21 protein-coding genes are annotated in these 21125 nt (G+C 66.1%); 3 read left to right on the top strand and 18 right to left on the bottom strand.

All coding sequences use genetic code 11. The features are described 5' to 3' along the window. Nucleotides 1-175 precede the first annotated feature (175 nt). The 13 genes from GH266_RS00760 to GH266_RS00700 all read right to left on the bottom strand — a co-directional run bounded on the left by GH266_RS00760 (nucleotide 176) and on the right by GH266_RS00700 (nucleotide 13739). Entirely contained in the window at nucleotides 176-751 is a 576-nt protein-coding gene (locus GH266_RS00760) for a sarcosine oxidase subunit gamma (protein ID WP_158192186.1), read from the bottom strand. Beyond that, nucleotides 744-3761: a sarcosine oxidase subunit alpha family protein gene (locus GH266_RS00755; protein WP_158192185.1), complete on the bottom strand. Its 3018-nt coding sequence runs from the start codon at nucleotides 3759-3761 to the stop codon at nucleotides 744-746. Before GH266_RS00755 ends, GH266_RS00760 begins: the two co-directional genes overlap by 8 nt. Beyond that, nucleotides 3758-4063 (bottom strand): sarcosine oxidase subunit delta, encoded by a 306-nt coding sequence (locus tag GH266_RS00750; RefSeq protein WP_158192184.1) that lies wholly within the window; start codon nucleotides 4061-4063, stop codon nucleotides 3758-3760. Before GH266_RS00750 ends, GH266_RS00755 begins: the two co-directional genes overlap by 4 nt. 10 nt (nucleotides 4064-4073) lie before the next feature. After that, nucleotides 4074-4430 carry a cupin domain-containing protein gene (locus GH266_RS00745; protein WP_158192183.1) on the bottom strand — a complete coding sequence of 119 codons (357 nt, stop codon included), beginning with the start codon at nucleotides 4428-4430 and terminating at the stop codon, nucleotides 4074-4076. 8 nt (nucleotides 4431-4438) lie between these two features. Continuing rightward, nucleotides 4439-5692: a sarcosine oxidase subunit beta family protein gene (locus GH266_RS00740; protein ID WP_158192182.1), complete on the bottom strand. Its 1254-nt coding sequence runs from the start codon at nucleotides 5690-5692 to the stop codon at nucleotides 4439-4441. 175 nt (nucleotides 5693-5867) lie between these two features. Continuing rightward, nucleotides 5868-6272, bottom strand: coding sequence for a DUF423 domain-containing protein (locus GH266_RS00735; RefSeq protein ID WP_158192181.1), 405 nt, complete (start codon nucleotides 6270-6272; stop codon nucleotides 5868-5870). Nucleotides 6273-6276: 4 nt separating this feature from the next. Beyond that, on the bottom strand, nucleotides 6277-7188 hold the full coding sequence (locus tag GH266_RS00730; protein WP_158192180.1) for a nitrilase-related carbon-nitrogen hydrolase: 912 nt from the start codon (nucleotides 7186-7188) through the stop codon (nucleotides 6277-6279). 101 nt (nucleotides 7189-7289) lie between these two features. Then, entirely contained in the window at nucleotides 7290-7493 is a 204-nt protein-coding gene (locus GH266_RS00725; protein WP_158192179.1) for a hypothetical protein, read from the bottom strand. Between the two features lie 113 nt (nucleotides 7494-7606). Continuing rightward, nucleotides 7607-9436, bottom strand: coding sequence for a single-stranded-DNA-specific exonuclease RecJ (gene recJ, locus GH266_RS00720; RefSeq protein ID WP_158192178.1), 1830 nt, complete (start codon nucleotides 9434-9436; stop codon nucleotides 7607-7609). Nucleotides 9437-9459: 23 nt separating this feature from the next. Then, the gene (gene glpX, locus GH266_RS00715; RefSeq protein WP_158192177.1) at nucleotides 9460-10458 is read right to left on the bottom strand and encodes a class II fructose-bisphosphatase; all 999 of its coding nucleotides are present in this window, start codon (nucleotides 10456-10458) and stop codon (nucleotides 9460-9462) included. A gap of 39 nt (nucleotides 10459-10497) precedes the next feature. Continuing rightward, a complete protein-coding gene (locus GH266_RS00710; RefSeq protein WP_158192176.1) occupies nucleotides 10498-11820 on the bottom strand; it encodes a homoserine dehydrogenase in 1323 nt (440 codons plus the stop codon). A 51-nt stretch (nucleotides 11821-11871) separates the two neighbouring features. Then, complete coding sequence (locus GH266_RS00705) at nucleotides 11872-13089, bottom strand: LL-diaminopimelate aminotransferase (protein ID WP_158192175.1); 1218 nt, start codon at nucleotides 13087-13089, stop codon at nucleotides 11872-11874. 173 nt (nucleotides 13090-13262) lie between these two features. Continuing rightward, a complete protein-coding gene (locus GH266_RS00700; RefSeq protein ID WP_158192174.1) occupies nucleotides 13263-13739 on the bottom strand; it encodes a hypothetical protein in 477 nt (158 codons plus the stop codon). A gap of 231 nt (nucleotides 13740-13970) precedes the next feature. On the opposite strand from GH266_RS00700, the gene GH266_RS00695 reads away from it, so the two are divergent. Then, nucleotides 13971-15776, top strand: a complete 1806-nt coding sequence (locus tag GH266_RS00695) for a PHA/PHB synthase family protein (protein ID WP_158192173.1) — start codon at nucleotides 13971-13973, stop codon at nucleotides 15774-15776. Nucleotides 15777-15927: 151 nt separating this feature from the next. Next, complete coding sequence (locus GH266_RS00690) at nucleotides 15928-16545, top strand: DUF6653 family protein (protein ID WP_199270414.1); 618 nt, start codon at nucleotides 15928-15930, stop codon at nucleotides 16543-16545. Nucleotides 16546-16624: 79 nt separating this feature from the next. Here the strand turns inward: GH266_RS00690 and rocD are convergent, their stop codons facing one another. Together rocD and rocF are read right to left on the bottom strand one after the other, a co-directional pair. Further along, a complete protein-coding gene (rocD, locus tag GH266_RS00685; RefSeq protein ID WP_425329555.1) occupies nucleotides 16625-17839 on the bottom strand; it encodes an ornithine--oxo-acid transaminase in 1215 nt (404 codons plus the stop codon). 25 nt (nucleotides 17840-17864) lie between these two features. Continuing rightward, nucleotides 17865-18818: an arginase gene (gene rocF / locus GH266_RS00680; RefSeq protein WP_158192172.1), complete on the bottom strand. Its 954-nt coding sequence runs from the start codon at nucleotides 18816-18818 to the stop codon at nucleotides 17865-17867. A 188-nt stretch (nucleotides 18819-19006) separates the two neighbouring features. Here rocF and GH266_RS00675 point away from each other — a divergent pair, with 188 nt between their 5' ends. Next, the gene (locus tag GH266_RS00675) at nucleotides 19007-19429 is read left to right on the top strand and encodes an Lrp/AsnC family transcriptional regulator (protein WP_067333342.1); all 423 of its coding nucleotides are present in this window, start codon (nucleotides 19007-19009) and stop codon (nucleotides 19427-19429) included. Between the two features lie 63 nt (nucleotides 19430-19492). Here GH266_RS00675 and rpsI read toward each other — a convergent pair whose 3' ends face one another. The 3 genes from rpsI to GH266_RS00660 all read right to left on the bottom strand — a co-directional run bounded on the left by rpsI (nucleotide 19493) and on the right by GH266_RS00660 (nucleotide 21082). Continuing rightward, nucleotides 19493-19969, bottom strand: coding sequence for a 30S ribosomal protein S9 (gene rpsI / locus GH266_RS00670; RefSeq protein ID WP_120268038.1), 477 nt, complete (start codon nucleotides 19967-19969; stop codon nucleotides 19493-19495). Nucleotides 19970-19972: 3 nt separating this feature from the next. Beyond that, nucleotides 19973-20440: a 50S ribosomal protein L13 gene (gene rplM, locus GH266_RS00665; protein ID WP_067214860.1), complete on the bottom strand. Its 468-nt coding sequence runs from the start codon at nucleotides 20438-20440 to the stop codon at nucleotides 19973-19975. A 228-nt stretch (nucleotides 20441-20668) separates the two neighbouring features. Continuing rightward, complete coding sequence (locus tag GH266_RS00660; RefSeq protein ID WP_158195979.1) at nucleotides 20669-21082, bottom strand: PaaI family thioesterase; 414 nt, start codon at nucleotides 21080-21082, stop codon at nucleotides 20669-20671. Between the last annotated feature and the right edge of the window lie 43 nt (nucleotides 21083-21125).

Genomic DNA, 21125 nt, shown 5'->3' with positions numbered 1-21125 from the left:
CAGCAACCAGCTCCAGACGGCTTGCCGGCCCCTCCCATCGGTCAGGGGCGACGACCTGCACATTCACCACGACCGCTGCCGCCGCGCAAGAGCCGCTCCAGAAACAAACAACGGCGGCGGCCGCGTCGCCGCCGTTTTCCCTGCTCTTTTTTGATGAGCGGACGCGTTACCCGGATCACGCCTCGGCGAGGTGCGCCTCGACATAGGGCGCGAAGCTCGACCAGCATTCCAGCGCGAAGGCGTCGCCACCCGTGCGCCAGAGCACGATCTCCGCCTTGGTGAAGAGCGTGCGCGTCACCATGCCGACCGGGAAAGCGGCGGGGTCGAGATCCAGAAAGACATGCGTGTTGAGGAGGTCGGAAGCGCCCGGCCCTTCAATCAGCAGCGCGACATTGCGCTCCGACACGTCGACCAGCGAATGCGGTGTATCGCCGAGTGCCGCGGCGATCTCGCCGGCGAGGCTGCGAGCGAGTGCATCGACCGCCTGCGGCCCATCGCCGGCCGGCCGGGCAAGCAGAAGCCACTCGTCCGGCCCCTGCCAGAGTGCGGCGCGTTCGCCGGACGTCTCGGCGGCGAGCGGCGATTGCGGCAGGGGCACACCGAACGCGGCTCCCGCTTTCTCCGCGGCGGCGGCATCGCCCCGAAACACGAAGCGCACCAGCGGCGCAGCGCGGTGGAGCGTGGTTCCGGTGCCGGCGAGCCGCGGCAGTGCCAGCGTCTCGGCGGGCGTGTGAAACAGGGCGTCAGGCATTGAGCCGGCTTCCTTCCGGATCGACGAAGAGCGGCGCGACGACCTCGACGGCAATCGCGCCATTCGGCATCGGGACGTGGAGGATCTCGCCGAGGCGGGCACGGCCGTTGGCGATCATCGCCAGCGCAATCGGCCGGCCGGCAGCGGCGGACATGTAAGACGAGGTGACGTGGCCGAGTGCGGGCGTGCGCGGTGCAGGGTCAGCCTCGGCGGTGACCTGTGCCCCCTCCTCCACCAGCGCCTTGCCGTCTTTCGTCAGCAGGCCGACGAGCTGCTTGCGCCCCGGCGCCACAAGATCCGGGCGGGCGAGCGAACGCTTGCCGACGAAGTCCGGCTTGTTCTTGCCGATGGCCCAGGACATGCCGACATCGTCCGGCGTCACTGTACCGTCGGTTTCCTGACCGACGATGATGTAGCCCTTTTCGGCGCGCAGGACATGCATCGTCTCCGTGCCGTAGGCGCAGCCGCCGAGCCGCTCGACATTGGCGAAGACTGCGTCCCAGACCTGACGCGCCCGCGATGGCGGGACGTTGATCTCGTAGCCCGACTCGCCGGTGAAGCTCATGCGGAACAGCCGGCAGGGGATGCCGCCCATGACATGCCCCTCGCGCACCGACATGTGCGGCATGACCTCGGTCGCAAGATCGATGTCATCGACAAGAGGAGCAATCGCCTCGCGTGCCTTCGGTCCCTGCACGGCGATCACCGCCCATTGTTCGGTGGTGGAGGTCAGCCAGACCTTGAGGTCCGGCCATTCGGTCTGGAGATAGTCCTCCATATGGGCGAGGACGCGCGGGGCGCCGCCGGTCGTGGTGGTGACGTGGAAGCGGTCCTCGGCTATACGGCCGACGACGCCGTCATCCATGATGAACCCGGCCTCGTTGAGCATCAGCCCGTAACGCAGCCGCCCGATGCCGAGCTTCTTCCAGGGGTTGGTGTAGATCCGCTCGAGGAACTCTGCCGCATCCGGTCCGACCACCTCGATCTTGCCGAGGGTCGAGGCATCGAAGATGCCGACGCTCTCGCGCACGGTCCGGCATTCGCGCAGCACCGCCGCGTGCATGTCTTCGCCGCCTTTCGGGAAGTACCAGGCGCGCTTCCACAGGCTCACATCCTCGAACGCCGCGCCTTGCGCCGCCGCCCAGTCGTGGATCGGCGTTCGGCGGACGGGATCGAACAGATCGCCGCGCGAGGTCGTCGCCAGCGTGCCGAAGGTCACCGGCGTATAGGGCTGGCGGAAGGTGGTGAGACCGACCTGCGGAACCTCGTTGGCGAGTGCCGTGGAGGCGATGGAGAGCGCATTCATGTTGGAGAGGCGCCCCTGATCGGTCGCCATGCCGGTCGTGGTGTAGCGCTTGATATGCTCGATGGAATGCATGCCCTCGCGCACGGCAAGCTTCACATCCTTTGCCGTGACATCGTTCTGGAAGTCGACAAAGGCGCGCACGCGGGATGCATCGCGGTCATGCGGCACGGCCCCCAGCCACCAGCCGGATGAGACCTCGCCGCCGCTTGCGGAAAAGGCCGGAATATCGGCCGGAGTCCCGGTTGCGGCTTCCGCCGCTTCCGCGCCGGCACGGGCACCGTCGGCCAGCACCTGCGCCAGTCCGTCGATGCCGCGGCAGCTGCCGGCCGAGCGCTGCGCCTGTACCGGGTCGCCGGGCAGGAAAGCGCCCTTGTCCGGGTTCCAGTCGAGCTTGCCGCGCGCCTGCGAATGCAGGCTGACATTGGGCGTCCAGCCGCCCGACATCAGCAGGCAATCGCAGGCGAGACTGCCAGCCGGCGAAACCTTGTCGCCTGCCAGCCGGCCAATCATGACGCCCTGGACGCGCTTCGACCCCTTGACGCCGGTGACTGTGCAGCCGGTTTCCACCCGGATCGAAAGCGCGCGGGCGCGCTCCTTCAGCGCCGGGTCAACCTCGCTGCGCATGTCGAGGATGGCGACCACGTTGCCGCCGAGCGCCTTGATGTCGAAGGCCGCATGCCAGGCGCTGTCGCAGGCCGTGGCGACCGCAATCGCCCGGCCCGGCAGGACACCGAAGCGGTTGGCGTAGATGCGTCCTGCCTCGGCCATCATCACGCCCGGACGGTCGTTCTCGGGGAAGACCAGCGGACGCTCGATGGCGCCGGTGGCAAGCACCACCTGGCGCGCGCGAACTTGCCACAGACGCTCGCGCGGCAGCGACGGGTCCGGATCGGCGAGGTGGTCGGTGACCCGCTCGGCAAGCGCGACGAAGTTCTGGTTGAAGTAGCCGAAGACGGTGGTGCGCGGCAGGAGCGTGACACGGTCGTTGCCGGCAAGCTCGGCAATCGCCGCGGCGACCCACGCGGTCGCGGGACGGCCGTCGATCTCGGCACCTGCCTCGTGCAGCAGCGAGCCGCCGGGCTCCCCCTGCTCGTCGGCAAGGATCACCCGGGCGCCAGCGCGCGACGCCGCAAGCGCGGCAGCAAGACCCGCCGGGCCACTGCCAGCCACGAGCACGTCGCAGTGGGTATAGCGATTGGCATAGCGGTCCGGATCCGGCGCGGTCGGCGCCTTTCCGAGACCGGCGGCGGCGCGGATGAACGGCTCGTAGACCCGGTTCCAGAAGCTCTTCGGCCACATGAAGGTCTTGTAATAGAAGCCGGCAACGAAGAACGGGGACAGGCGGTCGTTGACCGCGCCGATGTCGAAGTCGAGCGAAGGCCAGCGGTTCTGGCTGACGACGACCATCCCGTCGTGAATCTCGACCTGGGTGGCCCGCAGGTTCGGCACGCTCTGGCCGGCGGCGGCCGCCGCGGACTTCGCCACCCCGACCAACGCATTCGGCTCCTCTGAGCCGGCGGTCACGATGCCGCGCGGGCGGTGGTACTTGAACGAGCGGCCGACGAGATGAATGCCGTTGGCGAGCAGCGCCGAGGCCAGCGTGTCGCCGGCCCGGCCGGTGAGCGTCTTGCCGTCGAAGGTGAATGTGACGGATTTCGCGCGGTCGATGCGCCCGCCCTTCGAAGTGCGGAAGGAGGCGGTCATCGGGCGCCCTCCCCGCTGGCGGCGGCACTATCCGGGCGCGGCTCGCCGGTCTTGTAGACGGCGATGAAGCGGTCGCTGACCGTGTCGCGCAGCGCATTGAAGAAGCGGCCGCAGCCATGGACGTGGCGCCAGCGCTCGGCCATCACGCCCTTGGGGTTGGTTCGCATGTAGAGAAACTCGGCCCATTGATGATCGTCGAGATCCGCCGGCTGCGCGGGACGGGCGATATGCGCCTCGCCGCCATAGCGGAATTCGATCTCCGGGCGGTCGACGCCGCAGCAGGGGCAGTGGATCAACAGCATCGGCTTGCCCCTAGATCTCGATCTTGCGTGCGGCGGTATCCGGGTCGCCGGTGTTCGGCGTCCCGGAAGGCTCGATCAGCAACAGGTGGGTTTCGACCTCGGCAACCGGGCAATGCTCCACGCCTTTGGGAACGACAAACAGTTCGCCGGGCCCGAGCGTAACGTCGCCATCACGCATGCGGATGGTCAACCTACCGGACAGGACTTGAAAGAAGTCGTCCGTGTCGGGGTGCGAATGCCAGGTGAACTCTCCCTTGACCTTCACCACCATAAGATCGTGACCGTTGAACGAGCCGACAATCTTCGGCGACCAGTGGTCGGAGAACAGAGCGAGCTTGCCGGCAAGGTTCACAGGCTGATGCGTCATGTCGGGCCTCAATGCGCGACGGCGGCGGCTGCCGCCTCGTCGATGAGCCGGCCGGTGCGGAACCGGTCCAGCGTGAACGGCGCGTTGATCGGATGCGGTTCGTCCCGCGCGATGGTGTGGGCGAAGACATGGCCCGAGCCGGGCGTTGCCTTGAACCCGCCCGTGCCCCAGCCGCAATTGACGTAAAGGCCCGGCACCGGGGTCTTGCCGATGATGGGCGAGCGGTCCGGCGTCACGTCGACGATGCCGCCCCAGTTGCGCAGCATGCGCATGCGGCGGAACATCGGGAACAGCTCGCAGATGGCATCGACCGTGTGCGTGGTGATCTGCAGTCCGCCGGTCTGGCTGTAGGAGACATACTGGTCGGTGCCCGCACCGATCACCAGCTCGCCCTTGTCCGACTGCGAGATATAGGCGTGCACCGTGTTGGACATCACCACGCAGGGGAAACACGGCTTCACGGGCTCGGACACCAGCGCCTGAAGCGGGTTGGACTCCAGCGGCATGCGAACGCCGGCCATGTCCATCACGACCGAGGTGTGACCGGCCGCGACAACGCCGACCTTCTTCGCGCCGATGAAACCGCGCGAGGTCTCGACCCCGGCCACAGATCCGTCGGCATGGCGGCGAATACCCGTGACGGCGCAATTCTGGATGATGTCGACGCCGCGCCGGTCAGCGCCGCGCGCGTAGCCCCAGGCCACTGCGTCATGACGGGCTACGCCGCCCTTGCGCTGGAGCGCGGCGCCGAGCACGGGATAGCGGATGTTACGGCCGATATTAAGCGGAGGGCAGAACTCCTTGGCCTCCTCCGCGCTCAGCCACTCGTTCTGGACGCCGGCCAGCCGGTTGGCATGAACGTGCCGCTTGAAGACCTGGATGTCGTGCACCGTATGGGCGAGCATCATCACGCCGCGGGCGGAGTACATGACGTTGTAGTTCAGCTCCTGCGACAGGTCCTGCCACAGGTCCATCGCGTGGTCGTAGAGCGCCTCGCTCTCCTCCCAGAGATAATTGGATCGCACGATGGTGGTGTTGCGGCCCGTATTGCCGCCGCCAAGCCAACCCTTTTCCAGCACGGCGACATTGGTGATGCCGTGTTCGCTCGCGAGATAATAGGCCGTGGCAAGACCGTGGCCGCCGGCACCGATGATGATCACATCATATTCGGGCTTCGGATCGGGTTTGCGCCACTGGTGACCCCAGTCCTGATGGGCGTTGACGGCCTTCAAGGCCAGGTCCCAGAAGGAGAAACGTGTCATGCGATCCTCTTGCCGACGGCGTTCTCGCGGACGGGAGGCAGCCCCATACATGGGGCCGACCTTTCGAACGCCTTCTCTCCCGTTGTGCTACCGATCCCACGACCGGTCTTGCCGAAAAACGACATTCCGTCGAGGCTTTGCGTCGCACCTGCGACGGCCACGGCAAAGGCGGGCTTCAAGCCCGGCGCATCAACCGTGCGACACCAGCCACGAGGATGCCGGCCCAGCCGAGGATCATCAGGCTGCCGCCAGTGGGCGCCGCCATTGCGAACAGGCGGTCTCCCAGCATGACCCGCGAAGCAAGGTCGCCGGCAAAAAGCGCCAGGCCGATGGCGAGGGCCAGCGTCGCAAACGCCAGGACACCGCGCGGGCCGGTGCCCCTCAGCGCCGCCAATGCCAGGAAGGCCGGCGCATGGAACAGCAGCATGTTGGCCGCATTAGCCAGCAACTCGCCTCCCGGCAGATGAGCCGCCATCGCCGAAAGTGCAACGCCCAGCCCGCCGCTGAGGCCACCGAGAAGGACCACCGCACCACAGGCGCGGTCGCTGCCAAGGGTCTCGGAAACATCGGGAACGCTCATCGTGTCACCCGCTCGACAACGTGACATGTTCTGCCGACCACGCGCCCGGCCATACCTCGGCACCGCCGGCGCGCAACGCGCGAATGGCTGCGACCGGAACATCGGTCACCAGGAACGGCTCCTGGCCCTTCGTGCCGTCGACGGGGGGCATCTCGGCCGCTACGCCGCGATAACCGAGTGCGGGCTCGCACGGGATGTAGAGCGCGGCGCCGGACACGTTGCTGTCGTTCTGCGTGGTGCCGGGCGCCGCCCCCACGACGCCGCAGACGGCGACCGAGCACATGAGCTCGACGGCACGCGCCTTGGCACAGCCGAAGACCCGGTGATAGCCGGCAAGGCTCGAGGTCATCGACGGCACGATCAGCAGGTCGGGTGCATCGCGAGCGATAAGGCTGGAGAGCGCCGGCATCTCGATATCGAGGCAGATCAGCATCATCATGGACAGGCCGGCGAACTCGAAGCGGATCACCTTGTCGCCCGGGGTGAGATACCAGCTCTCGCGGTCGAGCTCGAACGGCGTCAGGGCCAGCTTGTCATGGGCGATACTGCGTCCATCGGGCAGCATGGCGACGGCGCGGTTGACGAAGCCGCCCTTGCCGTCGGCCCAAGGTACGGAGCCGGCAACGAGCGAGACCCCGTGTTCGGCGACGAGAGCCGCCATTTCCGGCAGCAAGGCTTCCGCCTCTGCCGCCATGAAGGCAAGTTCCGCCGTCGGCTTCAGGCCCTTCGGCTTCCAGGCGAGAAACGCCTCGCTGAGATATTCGGGAAGGACCAGGAGCTCGGCGCCCTGGGCATGGGCGCGGGCGAGACGCTGCGAGATGCCGGCGAGGAATGCCTCGCGGCTGCGTCCGCCCATGCCGAGGTTGAAGGCGCATAGCGCCAAGCGAAAGGTTTCGGGAGAGGAAGAGATGTTCATGAGGCCGGATGCTGGCCCCATCGACCGCCACAATCAAGGCGACAAATCGCGCGACCAACCAAAAAGCGCCGCAGCGAAGCGAGGTTGGTGCCGCGAACTCGTCAATCGTTGGAGACGATGACCTTGGCCGCCATCAGCAGGCTGGCGAGCACCAGCCCGGCCCGCAGTGGCGTGACGGCGGGAGCGCGCTCGGGAACAGCGGCGGAAACGCCCTGCGCCTGCAGGCGGCGCAAGGCGCGCTCTGCATTGTCCGCAGCAGTGTCGACTTCGGCCATCAAATGACGCAACTGGGCCCGAGGAGTCATGATTCCATCCCGCAATTCCATCCGGGAACACAGTAGTGCGGGCGGAGTTTCGCCTTCCTTAACGAGGCAGGAAATGCCGATGGGCAGAAGATTCCGGGGCGTCCGATCCGCGCCTAGAGGCGGGAACGCTGCGGATCGGCAACATCGATCACCCTCAGTTGCACGCGCTCCTGCCCTTGCCATGTATCGAGGGACAGCGCCCCGGCAACATGCAGGGCGCTACCCCGGGCTCCAAGGATCGCCTGGCCGAGCGGGGTGTCGGCAGCCTTGAAGGCGATGGCCTTGAGCGTGCTTCCGCCGCCATCGGCCAGCGTCAGGCGGACATGCCCCTTGCCGACCGTATCGGCGAAGGTCACGCGGTGGCTGGGAAAGGCGAAGACCGGCTCCGGGTGGCCCGCACCGAACGGGCCGGCCGTCTCCAGCATGTGCAGCAGCTCGGCACTTGCCGCACCTGCAGTCATGGCGCCGTCGATCTTCAGCTCGGTCGCCGATCGGGCCGCCGTAACGGCATCGGAAAGCGTCGCCTGCATGAAGGCGGCAAGATCGTCCAGCCGCTCGCGGCGCACGGTAAGGCCTGCGGCCATGGCATGTCCGCCGCCCTTCTCCAGGATCTTTTCGTCAACGGCCCGCCGCACGGCAGCGCCGAGGTCGACACCGGGGATCGAGCGCCCGGAGCCTGTCCCCTTGCCGTCGACGTCATAGGCGATGGCGAAGGCCGGACGGCGGTACCGCTCTTTCAGGCGGGACGCGACAAGACCGACAACGCCGGGATGCCACCCGGGCGAGCCGGTGAAGAGCACAGCCGGGTCGTCCTGCTGCGTGGCGACCAGTGCCTGGGCATCGCCCTCCAGCAGCATTTCGGCCTCGATGGCCTGGCGCTCGGTATTCAGTCCGTCGAGCCGTTCTGCGATGGTGCGCGCCTCGTCCATGTCGTCGGTGGTGAGAAGCCGCGCGCCGAGCGCGGCATCGCCGATGCGTCCGCCTGCATTGATGCGCGGGCCGATCATGAAACCGAGATGATAGGGCGTTGCCCGGCCGTGGACGCGCGACACGTCGCCGAGCGCGGCAAGGCCGGCATTGGCACGGCCGTGCATGGCGAGCAGGCCCTTCCGCACGAAAGCCCGGTTCAGCCCTTTCAGCGGCACCACGTCGCAGACCGTGCCGACGGCAACAAGATCGAGCAGCGCCAGCAGGTCCGGCTCCCGCCTGCCGCGGAACAGCCCGCGGCGGCGAAGCTCTCGGTTCAGCCCGACGAGGAAGACAAAGGTGACACCCACGGCAGCGAGATGGCCAAGACCGGAAAGGTCGTCCTGCCGGTTGGGATTGACCAGGGCAGCGGTGGCGGGCAGTTCCTCGCCCACCTGGTGATGGTCGAGCACCACGACATCAAGGCCGACGGCGCGGGCCTCGGCGAAGGCCTCGAAGGAGACGCTTCCGCAATCGACGCAGACGAGGAGCCCCGCCCCCTCCTCCCGCAGCATGCGGATGGCCGGCCCGTTGGGCCCGTAGCCTTCGATGATGCGGTCGGGAATGTGGATGCGGCTGGCGATGCCGAGGGAAGAGAGATAGCGCGACAGCAGCGCGGAGGACGTGGCGCCGTCCACGTCATAGTCGCCGAAGATCGCGATTCGTGCGCCAGCGGCCACGGCATCAGCGACCCGGGCAACGGCCGGATCCATGTCGCGCAGCGACGAAGGATCCGGCATCAGGTCCTTGATGGCGGGATCGAGAAACCGCTCGGCCGCTTCCAGCTGGACATCGCGAGCGGCCATCACCCGGGCGACGACCTCCGGCACGCCGAGGCGCTGTGCCATCGCCAGCGCCGTTGCGGCCTGCGGCTGCGTCAGCCGCTCCCGCCAGGTCCGCTCGCCGGCGGAGCGGACGACGCCGAGAACACGGCGGCGCCCGTCATCCGTCGAAGCAGTCTGGTCGATGCCGGTCATCTGGCGCGATCGGCCTCCATCCTTCAGCCGAGGTGGAACTTGTCGAGCTGGGTGTGGCGCGCCTTGATATAGCGTACCGTGCCGGTTGCCGCGCGCATCACCACCGTGTGGGTGGTGATCTCGCCGCGCCCGAAGCGCACGCCCTGCAGGAAGTTGCCATCGGTAACGCCGGTGGCGGCGAACAGGACGTCCTCGCCCCGCGCCATCTCTTCCATCGTGTACTTGCGATGGATGTCGTCGATGCCCATGCGGCCGGCGCGCTCGACCTGCTCGTCGCGGGTGATCACGAGGCGGCCCTGCATCTGGCCGCCGATGCAGCGCAGCGCCGCCGCGGCCAGCACGCCTTCCGGCGCACCGCCGATACCCATGTAGATGTCGATGCCGGTCTCGTCCGGATCGGTCGTATGAATGATGCCTGCCACATCGCCGTCGCCGATCAGACGCACCGCGACGCCGGTGGCGCGCAGGTCCTCGATCAGGCGGGCGTGGCGCGGACGGTCGAGCACGCAAGCGGTGATCTCGGCAACCGGAACGCCCTTGGCCTTGGCCAGCGCGTTGATGTTGTCGGCCACGGGCGCATCGAGATCGACCAGACCGGCCGGATAGCCCGGACCGATGGCGATCTTTTCCATGTAGCTGTCCGGCGCATTGAGCAGGCCGCCCTTCGGGGCCAGGGCAATGACGGCCAGCGAATTCGGCAGGTTCTTGGCGCAGATCGTGGTGCCCTCGAGCGGATCGAGCGCGATATCGACCTCCGGCCCCTCGCCCGTGCCGACCTTCTCGCCGATATAGAGCATCGGCGCTTCGTCGCGCTCGCCTTCGCCGATGGTGACCGTGCCGTCGATCGGCAGGCGGTTCAGTTCACGGCGCATGGCGTCGACTGCGGCCTGATCGGCAGCCTTCTCGTCGCCGCGGCCGCGCAGGCGGGCGGCGCCAACGGCGGCACGCTCGGTGACGCGGGCGAGCTCCAGGGTCAGAATACGGTCGAGTGCTTCGCTATGAAGGTCTGCGTTGCTGGGCATCAGGGTTCCTCGAAGGGCGCGTGACAGGGGCGGATCGGGTCAGCCGAGTTTCTCGATACGGATGAGCTGCGGGGTCCCGGCGACGACGTTCTGTGCGGAAATCGTCGCAAGGGCCCGCTTCACCGCGGCCTCGGTGGTTTCGTAGGTGATCAGGATCACCGGTTGCGGCGTGTCGCCATGCGGGGCCTGGTCGCCGACGCGGCGGGTCCGGTCGCGCTGGACGATGGATTCCAGCGAGATGCCCTCGCCGGCCATGATCCGTGCGATCTCTGCAAAGGCGCCGGGACGGTCGTAGACCGCGAGGCGGATATAGTAGCCGCCCTCATGCATGCGCATGCGCGCGGCCTTATAGGGGGTGAGCTTGTCGACCGGACGGCCGAGGGCTGGAATGGCAAGGCCACGCGCAATATCGGCGAGGTCTCCCAGAACGGCCGAGGCAGTGGCGTTGCCACCGGCACCGGGGCCGACAAGTACGACCTCGCCGACCGCGTCACCATCGATGGCGACCGCGTTCAGCACACCGTCGATCCGGGCGATAGCCGAGGCGCGAGGCACCATGGTCGGGTGCACGCGCTGCTCGATACCGCTGTCGGTCTTCTGGGCAACACCCAGCAGCTTGATGCGGTAGCCGAGCTCGGTCGCCGCCTCGATATCGGCGCGGGTGATCGAGGAGATGCCCTCGATGTAGATCGCGTCGGCGTCGATCTCGTTGCCGAAGGCGAGCGACGTCAGCAGCGCCAGCTTGTGGGCGGTGTCGAAGCCTTCGATATCGAAGGTCGGGTCGGCCTCTGCATAGCCCAGTCGCTGGGCGTCGGCGAGGCACTCGGAAAAGTCCAGTCCCTCCTGCTCCATCCGGGTCAGGATGTAATTGCAGGTGCCGTTGAGGATGCCGTAGATCCGCGAGATATCGTTGCCGGCCAGGGACTCGCGCACCGCCTTGATGACGGGGATACCGCCCGCGGCGGCGGCCTCGAAGGCGAGACTGACGCCGTTTTCCTCGGCAAGGCGGGCGAGCTCGACACCGTGGCGGGCGAGCAGCGCCTTGTTGGCGGTCACCACGTGCTTGCCGGCGGCAAGGGCTGCACGCACGCTCGCCTCCGCCGGGCCGTTGTCTCCGCCGATCAGTTCGACGAAGACGTCGATATCCGGAGAGACGGCAAGATCTTCGGCCCGGTCATGCCAGGTGATCCCTGAAAGATCGACACCGCGATCACGGGAGCGATCGCGCGCCGAAACGCCGGTGACGGTGACGGGGCGGCCGCAACGAGCGGCAAAACTGTCCGCCTTGCGGCGAAGCAGGCGAACGAGGGAGGCACCAACCGTTCCGAGGCCGGCAACGCCGACGCGCAATTCAGATTTCATGAAGATCGCGATCCGTTTGAGGAGTGACGCGCCGCGCGAGGCGGCACGCCCTTAACCCGAGGCTCCGATGGGGATGACGTTGTGCAATTTTTCGTCCGCGGTTTCAAGGAAGCGGCGCAGGCTTCTCGCTGCCTGACGGATGCGCTGCTCGTTTTCCACCAGGGCGATGCGCACATGGGTGTCGCCATACTCGCCAAAGCCGAGGCCGGGAGCCACGGCGACGTCCGCATGCTCGATCAGGAGCTTGGAGAATTCCAGCGAACCGAGATGGCGGAACTTCTCCGGGATCGGCGCCCAGGCGAACATGGACGCTTCCGGTGCCGGCACGTCCCAGCCGGCCCGGCCGAAGGATTCGACCAGGATGTCGCGCCGCTTGCGGTAGGTCTCACGCGCCGCGACGATGCAGTCGTCCGGGCCGTTCAGCGCGGCGGAGGCGGCCACCTGGATCGGCGTGAAGGCACCGTAGTCGAGGTAGGACTTCACGCGCGCCAGCGCCGCGATCAGCCGCTCGTTGCCGACGGCGAAGCCCATGCGCCAGCCGGGCATGGAGAAGGTCTTGGAGAGCGAGGTGAACTCGACCGCGACATCGATGGCTCCCGGTACCTGCAGCACGGAGGGCGGCGGCGTGGAGCCGAAATAGATCTCGGAATAGGCGAGATCGGACAGCACGAAAATGTCGTGCTTCTTCGCGAAGGCAATGATGTCCCGGTAGAACTCGATGTCGGCGACATAGGCGGTCGGGTTGGCCGGATAGCACAGGATCATCGCGATCGGCTTCGGCACCGAATGGATGAGCGCACGCTCCAGCGCGTGAAACACCTCCGGTCCCGGCTCGGAGGGAATCGAGCGCAGCACCGCACCGGCCATCAGGAAGCCGAAGGCGTGAATCGGATAGCTGGGGTTGGGCACCAGCACCACATCGCCCGGCGCAGAAATGGCCTGCGCCATGTTGGCGAAGCCTTCCTTGGAACCGAGGGTCGCAACGACCTCCGTCTCCGGGTTGAGCTTCACGCCGAACCGGCGCTCGTAATAGGCCGCCTGCGCCCGGCGCAGGCCCGGAATGCCCTTGGACGCCGAATAGCGATGGGTCCTGGGGTTCTGGACGGTCTCCGTCAGCTTGTCGACGATATGCTTGGGGGTCGGCAGATCGGGATTGCCCATGCCGAGATCGATGATGTCTGCGCCTGCCGCGCGCGCCTTTGCCTTGAGCCGGTTGACCTGTTCGAAGACATAGGGCGGCAAGCGCCGCGTCTGGTAGAACTCTTCCATGGTCCAATCCTCACCCGCAAAGCGTGGTCTGCGCGCGCCTCGTATCCAGGCGCATACAAGCATCGGCCGAGGCGCGATGCCAAACGGCGGCTACATACCAGTGGCCGGGCCGCCGCGCATCGGCAAAAAGGCGTTGAGGCCAAAATATCCGCGCCTGAAACGGCACAAGGAGATCACTGGCTCGCGCCGTCCGCCTCGATCTCTGAAATGGCACGGGCGCCATGGCTCTCTCCGAGCTTCTTCAGCTGGGAAACGCTGCTGGCCACGGCAGGCCTTGCGCCGCCGCGCGAGCGTGCAATCTCCTGAAGACGGCTGCGCGTGGCCGCTGCCGCATCCTCGGTGAGCAACCCGTCGGGATCGCGCACAGAAGGTGTCGCCGCGATTCCCTGCGCTGCGACCGGTCCCGACATGGCGGGCACGCCGGTCGGCCCATAAGCGACGGGCGGTGTCAGGGGCGCTGCAGCCTCGGCCGTCGTGGAGGATGGAGTTGCCGGCTGAGCCGTCCCTGTCTGGGACTTCACGGGGGACGTCGCTGCCGCGCGCGGAGAACCTTCCGGCTCCAGCGCGTCGATCAGCGTGCCGGAGGGCGCATAGGCGCACCCGGCGACCAGCGTCGAGACCAAAAAGGTGGTGAAGACCGTTGCACGCATGTAACCGTGGTCCTGCACGAATTTCCCGAACGTCACCGCTTGCAAGCTGATGGGGACGTACGACATTGTAAGCGCTTTGTCCAACTTGTCAGTTGGTCGTCATCAAGCCCTATTATGGCGTCAAGCGGACAAGGTGTGCAAACGGGGGTCTGAAATGGTCGCCGCAAACGATCCGCGCGAGGGTGCGGTCGCTGACGGCAACCGGGTACGAGAGTGGAGGATACGCCAGGGATGACTGACGAAAAAACCAGTCCGCTGTTGCAGTATATCGTCAAGAATCCAGAGGCGTTTGCTCAGAATTTCGGCCGCATCATCGAAAATGCCGGGCGCGCCATGGCGGCTTATGTGGAGCCGCGCGAGAAAGGCGAGATCAAGCCGGAGACGAGCGACGAGCTTACGGTGATCTTGAAGACGCTGGCCCAGGTCGGCGAGTACTGGATGTCCGACCCGCAGCGCGCGCTCGAAGCGCAGACACGGCTCTGGGGCAAATATATCGACCTGTGGAACTCGTCGCTGAAGCGCATGATGGGCGAGCAGTCGCTTCCCGCCGCCAGCCCCGATCCGCGCGACAAGCGCTTCGGCGATCCGGAATGGAGCGAGAACCAGTTCTTCGACTTCGTGAAGCAGCTCTACCTCATCACCTCGCAATGGGCCGAGCAGATGGTGGTGGAGGCGGCCGATCTCGACGAGCACACCCGCCACAAGGCGGATTTCTACGTCAAGCAGATCGCCAACGCGCTGTCGCCCTCCAACTTCGTGCTGACCAATCCCGAGCTGCTGCGCGAGACGCTGGAATCCAACGGCGAGAACCTGGTGCGCGGCATGAAGCTGCTTGCCGAGGACATCGAGGCCGGCAAGGGCGACCTGAAGATCCGCCAGTCCGACCCGACCAAGTTCCGCGTCGGCACCAACCTCGCCCTGACCCCCGGCAAGGTGATCGCCCAGAACGACGTGCGCCAACTGATCCAGTACGAGCCGACGACGGAAACCGTGCTGAAGCGGCCGCTGCTGATCGTCCCGCCCTGGATCAACAAGTACTATATTCTCGACCTGACGCCGGAGAAGTCGTTCATCAAATGGGCGGTGGATCAGGGACACACGGTCTTCGTCATCTCCTGGGCGAACCCGGACGAGCGGCAGGCGCAAAAGGGCTTCGAGCACTACATGCGCGAAGGCATTCTGGAATCGCTGGACGTGATCCGGAAGGCGACACGGGAGGAGCAGGTCAACGCCATCGGCTATTGCGTCGGCGGAACACTGCTGGGCGTGACGCTCGCCTACATGGCGGCCAAGGGCGACGAGCGCATTGCCAGCGCGACCTTCTTCACCACGCAGGTCGACTTCACCCATGCGGGCGACCTGAAGGTCTTCGTGGACGAGGAGCAGATCCAGGCCATCGAGCGGCGGATGGGCGAGAAAGGCTATCTCGACGGTTCGAAGATGGCCTCCGCCTTCAACCTGCTGCGCTCGAACGATCTCATCTGGCCCTATGTGGTCAACAACTACCTCAAGGGGCGGGAACCCTTCCCCTTCGACCTCCTCTACTGGAATTCCGACTCCACCCGCATGCCCGCGGCAAACCACTCGTTCTATCTGCGAAATTGCTACCTGGAGAACCGGCTCAGCAAGGGCTCGATGGAAATCGGCGGCGAGAAGCTCGATCTCGGTAAGGTGACGATCCCGATCTACAACCTTGCGACCCGCGAGGATCACATCGCCCCGCCCCAGTCGGTGTTCCTCGGCTCGCAGTTCTTCGGCGGACCCGTCGACTACGTTCTGTCGGGGTCCGGCCATATCGCCGGCGTCGTCAATCCCCCGGCTCGGAACAAATACCAGTACTGGACCGGCCCGCGCCCCAAGGGCGAGTACGAAGCGTGGCTTGCCAAGGCGAAAGAGCATCCCGGGTCCTGGTGGCCGCACTGGGACAGCTGGATCCGCAAGCACGAGGGCACCACGGCAAAGCCGCGCAAGCCCGGTGCCAACCGGATGAAGATCGTCGAGGACGCGCCGGGCAGCTACGTCAAGGCGACCTCCTGATCGCATACCGCCTGCAAACCATGTCAGGCATCTCGGGTGGCGAGGAACCGGCGGCTAGGCTAAACTGTCTGGCTTGAGGAAACGCCTGCCGGATCGTGCCAGCCCCCTGCAAGAGGGAGCGTCGCCCCGGACTTCGCAAGAGATGCGAGAGATGCAACAGCAAAAGGTCACGTCTCGGCCGAGACCTGCGCGCTATTCGGTCTACCGGCCGATGAATGCCGGCCGCTTGCGCATGCTCGGCATGGATGCGGATGTATGGCACCGCCACGCGAGCGGCTGGAGCGTGTGGACACGCTTCGCAACGCTGCCCTTTCTCTATCTGGCAGTGTGGTCGCACGGCTGGTTCGGCTGGCCGCTGGCCGGCCTCTCCATTGCCACTGTGTGCCTCTGGCTCTGGCTCAATCCCCGCATCTTCCCTCCGCCCCGACGCCTGGACACCTGGCATGCGCGCGCCACCTTCGGCGAGCGTGTCTGGCTCAACCGCGCCATCGTACCGATCCCCTCGGAAGACAACCGCCGGGCCATCGCACTGTCTCTTGCCACTTCCGTGGGCTTTGCGCTGGGCATGTGGGGGGCGCTGACACTGAACCTCTCGCTGGTCATCGTCGGCACGGTGGTCACCTACGCGGCTAAGATGGCGTTTCTGGCCGGCATGGTGGTGCTCTACGACCGGATGCGCGATGCACATCCTGTCTACCGCTCCTGGACCGTCGTTCCCGACAACGACAACACCTCCCGCCACGAACTCGACCGCCGTACGGCGTCCTGATTTCCGGGCACCGGGCCGGTCAACCGCAATGGGGGAGCCGACCCCCCCATTGCGATTGCCGTGGCGGCCGTGCCGCCGGTCAGTGAGCCGTGCGGGTCAGCACCTTGTCGAAGCGCTCGAGCGCCCAATCGACCTCATCCGCCTTGATGACCAGCGGCGGGGCGATGCGGATCGTGTGGTCGTGGGTATCCTTCGCAAGGATCCCCTGCTCCCTCAGCGCTTCGCAATAGGCACGGGCGCCGCCGGCCTCGGGATGCAGCTCGACAGCGAGCATCAAGCCGCGCCCGCGCACGTCGCGCACCGCGTTCGAACGGATCGAACGCAGGCCCTCGATGAACCGCTGTCCCTGCCGTTCGGCATTTTCGATCATTCCCTCCTCGATCAGCGCCTTGAGCGCCGCCCGTGCCACCGCGCAGGCCAGAGGGTTGCCGCCGAAGGTCGAGCCGTGCTCGCCGGGCTGCAAAACGCCCAGCACCTCGGAATTCGAGAGCACCGCGGAGACGGGATAGAAGCCCCCCGAAAGCGCCTTGCCGACCAGCGTGACATCGGCCTCGATGCCCTCGTGCTCCTCGGCAAGCAGCTTGCCGGTCCGCCCCAGGCCCGTCTGGATCTCATCGAGGATCAGCGTGACGTTGTGCTGCGTGCAAAGCTCGCGGACCCGGGCGAAATAGCCGGCCGGCGGGATCAGGATGCCGGCCTCGCCCTGGATCGGCTCAACGAGGAAGGCGACGGTGTTCGGAGTGATGGCCTGTTCGAGCGCGTCGATGTCGCCGAAGGGCACAACCCGAAAGCCCGGAGCGAAGGGGCCGAAACCGGTCCGGGCCACGGGATCGGTCGAGAAACCGACGATGCCGAGGGTACGTCCGTGGAAATTGTTGGCGCAGACGATGATCTCGGCCTTGCCGGCCGGCACGCCCTTGACCTCGTAGCCCCACTTGCGCACCGCCTTGACGGCGCTCTCCACTGCCTCCGCGCCGGAATTCATCGGCAGGATCTTGTGGGCTCCGGTGAGCCTTGCGAGATCTTCGTAAAGAAGCGCCAGCTGATCGTTGCGGAAGGCGCGGGAGGTCAGCGTCAGCTTCGCTGCCTGCTCGGTCATCGCCGCGAGGATCTTGGGATGGCAGTGACCCTGATTGACCGCCGAATAGGCCGCGAGGCAATCCATGTAGCGGTTGCCGTCGACATCCCACAGCCAGACGCCCTCGCCGCGGGTCAGAACGACGTCGATCGGCTTATAGTTGTGCGCACCGAGCTCGTGTTCGGCGGCGATATAGTCTTCGGGCAGGCGGGTCACATCCATCTCCATTGATCGGGGCCCGTCAGGCAAAGGCCTGGGTCGGGCGGTCCATGACATCCTGGCCGAAGAGGCTGGCAACCAGCTCGGCAAGAGCGATGGCGCTGCGGCCGCGTTCGTCCAGGAAGGGGTTGAGCTCGACGATATCGAGCGAAACGGTAACGCCGGCGTCCTCCAGCAGCTCCATCACCAGATGGGCCTCGCGGTAGGTGGCCCCGCCGGGCACGGTGGTTCCCACGCCCGGTGCAATGCCGGGATCGAGGAAATCCACATCAAGCGATACATGAAGGACGCCGCCGTCTCGCCTGACTTTCTTGAGAAAGTCGCGCATGAGAAGCGACACGCCATTCTCATCGATCTGCCGCATGTCGCAGACGGTAACGCCGCGGCGGCGCAGAAGTTCGCGCTCCTGCGGGTCGATGGACCGGGCACCGAAGACGCACATGCGAGACGGATCTACAACGACGCGGGGCGCGTCCGCCATCACGGGAAAGAGCTCCTCTTCACCCGCGGCGAGCGCCAGCGACATGCCATGCAGGTTGCCGGAGGGCGAGATGGACGGCGTGTTGAAGTCGGCATGGGCATCCAGCCAGAGCACATACAGGGGACGACCCTTCTCCTGCCAATGGCTGGCAACGCCGGAGAGCGACCCCATGGAGAGCGAATGGTCGCCGCCCATGAACACCGGCAGATAGCCCTCGTCGCACAGGCGCCGCGCCTCGCGCGCCAGAGGGCGCACCCAGGAAGCGACGACCTCCGGCACATGCGCCCTACCCGGCAGGTGCAGCGGGGCAATCGTCTCCAGGGGAAGCTGCGTCACGTCGCCGAAGTCGCTGACCGACCAGCCGAGCGCTTCGAGCCGCTCGGCAAGACCCGCGACACGCAGTGCCGCCGGCCCCATGGCCGCGCCGCGTCGTCCAGTACCAGCCTCGAGCGGTACGCCGAGAAGTGCAATCGGTTGGGTCCTGTCCGTCGACATGCGTCTGTCTCCTGCCTTGCTGTCTCATCCATCAACGATCCGTCGGGAAAATGGATCCGGCGGCCGCCGGCAACAGCGTAGCTCAGGACGGATGATGTCCGGATGAAGAGTGAGCGAACAGGTGATAATTCGTCAGTTTGTCGATATGATCCGCCAGTCTGAAAAGCAGAATTTAGCAAAGTGACAAGATGGACGACCTGGACCGCCGACTCATCGCCCTGCTGCGCCACGACGCGCGGCTGCCCGTCGCCTCGCTTGCGGCCGATCTCGGCGTGTCGCGGGCAACGGTGAAAGCGCGGATCGACAGGCTGACGGAAACAGGCGTCATCCAGGGGTTCACCATACGCCTGCGCAGCCACGAGGCGGGCGGACGGGTGCGTGCGATCATGATGATCGAGGTCGAGGGGCACCGGGCGGAGACCGTCGTGCGGCGGCTTCAGGGGTTCCCGGAGGTGCGAGCCCTGCACACGACCAACGGTCGCTGGGATGTGGTCGCCGAACTGGAGACCGACACGCTGGAAGCGTTCGACCGGCTGCTTTCCACCGTCCGCCTGCTCGATGGGATCGCCGGCTCGGAAACCAGCATCCTGTTGTCGTCGCGCAAGGGATAGCCCCGAACGCAAAACGGCCCGCCAGAGGCGGGCCGCAGAGTGTCGCAAGGTGATCGGTGACGATCAGCGCTTGGAGAACTGGAAGCTCCGGCGAGCCTTCCGGCGGCCGTACTTCTTACGCTCCACGACGCGGCTGTCGCGCGTCAGGAAGCCTTCCTTCTTGAGGATGCCGCGCAGCTCCGGCTCATAGTGGGTCAGAGCCTTGGAGATGCCGTGGCGCAGCGCGCCGGCCTGGCCGGAGAGACCGCCACCGGAAACGGTAGCGATCACATCGTACTGGCCATCGCGGTCGGTCAGAACGATCGGCTGACGCAGGATCATCTGAAGGACCGGACGCGCGAAATACGCGGAGTAGTCCTTCTTGTTGATCGTGATCTTGCCGGTGCCCGGCTTGATCCAGACGCGCGCGATGGCGTCCTTGCGCTTGCCGGTGGCGTAGGCGCGGCCAAGGGAGTCCAGCTTCTGGACATGCACCGGGGCTTCGGCCTGGGCAGTGCCCATGGCGCCGCCGAGTTCTTCGAGGGACTGGAGCTCAGCCATGGATTAGGCCCTCTTTCCGTCGTTCTTCGCGTTGAAGGCCTTGAAGTCGACGGAAACCGGCGACTGGGCCTCATGCGGATGCGTGGCACCGGAATAGATCCGGAGATTCTTGAGCTGGGCGCGGCTCAGCGGGCCACCCGGCATCATGCGCTTCACGGCCTGCTCAAGCACACGCTCGGGGAAGCGACCCTCGAGAATGGCGCGGGCGGTGCGCTCCTTGATGCCGCCGGGGAAGCCGGTGTGCCAGTAGTACTTCTTGTCGTAGTACTTCTTGCCGGTCAGCACCGCCTTGTCGGCGTTGATCACGATGACGTTGTCACCGCAGTCGATGTGAGGCGTGAAGGTCGGCTTGGTCTTGCCGCGCAGCGTGTTGGCGATGAAGGCGGCCAGGCGGCCGACGACAACGCCTTCTGCGTCGATCAAGATCCACTTCTTCTCGACCTCGGCCGTCTTGGCAGAATAGGTCTTCATGGCTGTGGTCCGTTTTTGGTCGCGGGCGCCGCGATCATTGCGGAACACCCGAGGTCAAGCAAAACGGGCCCCGAAACGGGCCCGCTTCCTGTCGGCGCAGGATGTACGCGCCTTCGCACGCACTGTCAACGCATTTGAAAACCACATTGTCTAAAATTGTTCTTCAAAAACAGTATGTTACAAAAACGGTATATATATACCACACACAAACAGGTGTTTTTCGCCTCGTCAGCGGGGCGGGATCGAGTAGGTGGCGGTTGCATGAGCCACCAGATCGCCCCCTGCCCGGCCGGTAATACCGCATTCGGTGACGGCGAGACGCTTGCCAAGCTTGAGCAACCGGCATGTGCCGACGAGATCGCCCGGCTCGGGCTTGCGCAGGAAGTTCATGTTGAGATTGGTGGTGACGGCCAGCGCCACCGGCCCGATATGCGCCAGGATTGCCGCGTAGGCGGCGAGATCCGCGAGCGCCATCATCGTCGGCCCGGAGATCGTCCCGCCAGGACGCAGGTGCTTCTCGGACGCCTTGACCGACAGCACAGCCTCTCCCGGCGCCACCGACTCGATTTCGTAAATGCGTCCATCCACATGGATCTGCGGAAACTCGCGATCCAGAAAGGCATTGAGCTCGGCGACGGTCATGATGGGCTGCACGGATCCGGTTCCTTCCCTGGTGGTCTTTCTC

It is taken from the genome of Stappia indica (genome assembly GCF_009789575.1).
Taxonomy (GTDB): Bacteria; Pseudomonadota; Alphaproteobacteria; order Rhizobiales; family Stappiaceae; genus Stappia; species Stappia indica_A.
Note: the sequence above shows the minus strand (reverse complement) of the source record. Positions and strands in the feature narration are given on the sequence as shown.

Bases quoted from the DNA above. Each gene is read 5' to 3' on its own strand.
- GH266_RS00675 (WP_067333342.1), top strand. From the start codon at position 19,007: ATGGACGACCTGGACCGCCGACTCATCGCCCTGCTGCGCCACGACGCG.
- rocF (WP_158192172.1), bottom strand. From the start codon at position 18,818: ATGTCGACGGACAGGACCCAACCGATTGCACTTCTCGGCGTACCGCTC.
- GH266_RS00735 (WP_158192181.1), bottom strand. From the start codon at position 6,272: ATGAGCGTTCCCGATGTTTCCGAGACCCTTGGCAGCGACCGCGCCTGT.
- GH266_RS00760 (WP_158192186.1), bottom strand. From the start codon at position 751: ATGCCTGACGCCCTGTTTCACACGCCCGCCGAGACGCTGGCACTGCCG.
- GH266_RS00730 (WP_158192180.1), bottom strand. From the start codon at position 7,188: ATGAACATCTCTTCCTCTCCCGAAACCTTTCGCTTGGCGCTATGCGCC.
- GH266_RS00745 (WP_158192183.1), bottom strand. From the start codon at position 4,430: ATGACGCATCAGCCTGTGAACCTTGCCGGCAAGCTCGCTCTGTTCTCC.
- recJ (WP_158192178.1), bottom strand. From the start codon at position 9,436: ATGACCGGCATCGACCAGACTGCTTCGACGGATGACGGGCGCCGCCGT.
- GH266_RS00660 (WP_158195979.1), bottom strand. From the start codon at position 21,082: ATGACCGTCGCCGAGCTCAATGCCTTTCTGGATCGCGAGTTTCCGCAG.
- GH266_RS00750 (WP_158192184.1), bottom strand. From the start codon at position 4,063: ATGCTGTTGATCCACTGCCCCTGCTGCGGCGTCGACCGCCCGGAGATC.
- GH266_RS00690 (WP_199270414.1), top strand. From the start codon at position 15,928: ATGCAACAGCAAAAGGTCACGTCTCGGCCGAGACCTGCGCGCTATTCG.
- GH266_RS00755 (WP_158192185.1), bottom strand. From the start codon at position 3,761: ATGACCGCCTCCTTCCGCACTTCGAAGGGCGGGCGCATCGACCGCGCG.
- glpX (WP_158192177.1), bottom strand. From the start codon at position 10,458: ATGCCCAGCAACGCAGACCTTCATAGCGAAGCACTCGACCGTATTCTG.
- GH266_RS00695 (WP_158192173.1), top strand. From the start codon at position 13,971: ATGACTGACGAAAAAACCAGTCCGCTGTTGCAGTATATCGTCAAGAAT.
- GH266_RS00725 (WP_158192179.1), bottom strand. From the start codon at position 7,493: ATGACTCCTCGGGCCCAGTTGCGTCATTTGATGGCCGAAGTCGACACT.
- GH266_RS00700 (WP_158192174.1), bottom strand. From the start codon at position 13,739: ATGCGTGCAACGGTCTTCACCACCTTTTTGGTCTCGACGCTGGTCGCC.
- GH266_RS00710 (WP_158192176.1), bottom strand. From the start codon at position 11,820: ATGAAATCTGAATTGCGCGTCGGCGTTGCCGGCCTCGGAACGGTTGGT.
- GH266_RS00705 (WP_158192175.1), bottom strand. From the start codon at position 13,089: ATGGAAGAGTTCTACCAGACGCGGCGCTTGCCGCCCTATGTCTTCGAA.
- GH266_RS00740 (WP_158192182.1), bottom strand. From the start codon at position 5,692: ATGACACGTTTCTCCTTCTGGGACCTGGCCTTGAAGGCCGTCAACGCC.
- rpsI (WP_120268038.1), bottom strand. From the start codon at position 19,969: ATGGCTGAGCTCCAGTCCCTCGAAGAACTCGGCGGCGCCATGGGCACT.
- rplM (WP_067214860.1), bottom strand. From the start codon at position 20,440: ATGAAGACCTATTCTGCCAAGACGGCCGAGGTCGAGAAGAAGTGGATC.